Source organism: Neisseria sp. P0021.S007 (genome assembly GCF_051956855.1).
The window spans coordinates 1-1769 of the sequence record NZ_JBQCXA010000034.1; the positions used below are offsets into that span (position 1 = coordinate 1).

At 49.1% G+C, this 1769-nt stretch carries 3 protein-coding genes and 1 pseudogene; all 4 read right to left on the bottom strand.

Annotated features, from left to right (window positions below):
- Nucleotides 1-388 (bottom strand): annotated as a pseudogene (locus tag ACTHUR_RS10820) (tRNA (guanosine(37)-N1)-methyltransferase TrmD); the annotation flags it as partial.
- Nucleotides 388-897, bottom strand: coding sequence for a ribosome maturation factor RimM (gene rimM, locus ACTHUR_RS10825; protein WP_107792345.1), 510 nt, complete (start codon nucleotides 895-897; stop codon nucleotides 388-390). The pseudogene ACTHUR_RS10820 and the gene rimM, both read right to left, overlap by 1 nt.
- 15 nt (nucleotides 898-912) lie before the next feature.
- Entirely contained in the window at nucleotides 913-1161 is a 249-nt protein-coding gene (gene rpsP / locus ACTHUR_RS10830) for a 30S ribosomal protein S16 (protein WP_003684452.1), read from the bottom strand.
- A 75-nt stretch (nucleotides 1162-1236) separates the two neighbouring features.
- Nucleotides 1237-1769 (bottom strand): GNAT family N-acetyltransferase (locus ACTHUR_RS10835; protein WP_440398575.1); only part of this gene is annotated, 533 nt, incomplete at its 5' end.

Genomic DNA, 1769 nt, shown 5'->3' on the forward strand with positions numbered 1-1769 from the left:
CTTCGTCCACACTGCTTTGCAGCAGTCTTTCATCTATGCCTTCATAGCGTCCGCATAGAAGAACAAGATGGGGCAGTTCGGCAAGTTCTGCCGCTTTTTTATGTGTCAGCGGCTGACCTTGCGGACTGAGGTAAATTACTTTGGCAGGTTTTTGCGAGTTTGCTTTGGCTTCTTCGATTGCCGCTTGAAGCGGCGGCGCCATCATAATCATTCCCGGACCACCTCCGAAGGGGCGATCATCGATATAGCCAAGTTTGTTGTCGGCAAATTTTCGGGGATTGATGGCTTGAAACTGCCAAAGATTTTGTTTTCTTGCTCTGCCTGTAACGCCGTATTCGACAATACTGTCGAACATCTCTGGGAAAATGGTGATGGCTTGAATCAGCATCAGTAGTCCAAACCCCAGTCGGCAATAATGGTTTTGCTGTCGGTATCGACAGATTCGATATAGTTGGAGACAAAGGGAATCAGGATTTGTCCGTGTTCGCCTTTAATCATCAAAACATCATTGGCACCGGTTTCCATCAGGTTGTTGACTTTGCCGAGGACGATGTTTTCTTTGTTGATGACGGTCATGCCGACTAAATCTGCCCAGTAGTATTCGTCTTCCTCAGTAGGGGAGAATGACTCTCTGGGGATTTCGATGGTATAGCCGCGCAAGGTAAATGCTTGATCGCGATCGTCTATACCTTCAAATTTGACCTGAAGTTCGCCATTGGCAATTTTACCTGCCTCAAGCACAACATTCAGGGCTTTACCATCCTTGCACAACTGCCACTCGGGGTAGTCCAGCAGGCTGTCGGTATATTCGGTATTGGCGGCAATTTTAAGCCAGCCTTTAATGCCGAATACGCCTTTGATGTAGCCCATGGCTACCCGTTTTTGAGTGTCTGTCATGGTCGTTTTAGCTGATTAAGCAGCGATTTTTTGCTCTTTAATCAGTTTGGCAACTGCGTCGCTAACTTTCGCGCCTTGAGCAACCCAGTGGTTGATGCGGTCTGCGTCGAAACGTACGCGTTCTTGTTTTTCGTTGGCAACGGGGTTGTAGAAACCTACGCGCTCGATGAAGCGGCCGTCACGACGGTTGCGAGAGTCAGTTACAACTACGTTGAAGAAAGGGCGGTGTTTTGAGCCGCCGCGAGCCAAACGGATAACTACCATTTTGAGTCCTTTTGAAAAATGCGGATATATAGAAACCGCTAATTTTAGGATATTTCACACGGGTTATGCAAGTTTTTATTTGTTTTTGTTGCTGTTTTGCCATTTGTTCAAATCGAGGCTTGCTTGATACAGACCGCGGTCGGTTTCCGATGGGGTGACGGTAAATCCTGATTTTTCAGCGAGTTTGAGCATCGGTGTGTTTTCTTTGAGGATTTCCGCATTCATAGTTTGGTAACCTTGCTGTGTGGCAGTTTGGATGATGAGGCTCATCATTTTGCCTGCCAAGCCGGTTTTGCGTGCTTCAGGCGCTAAAGTAATGCCGAACTCGCACTCATTGCGATTGATGCGGCTGTAGCGGCTGACTGCAACAATATGGCCGTCTGAAGCGAAGGCTGCCCACGTGCATTCGGTATGGAAATCGGGACGGGTCAGCCGTGCGAGTGTGGGCAGCGGCAACTCGTTGGTATGGGTCATGAAGCGCGTATAGCGGTCGGCCGCGGGTAATTGGCGGACAAATTTTTGTTTGGCTTCGGCATCTTCAGGCTCTAGTGCGCGGATGTGCAGTGTGTTGCCGTCGGGCAGGGTAAAGGTCTCGGTTTGGCTCGGAT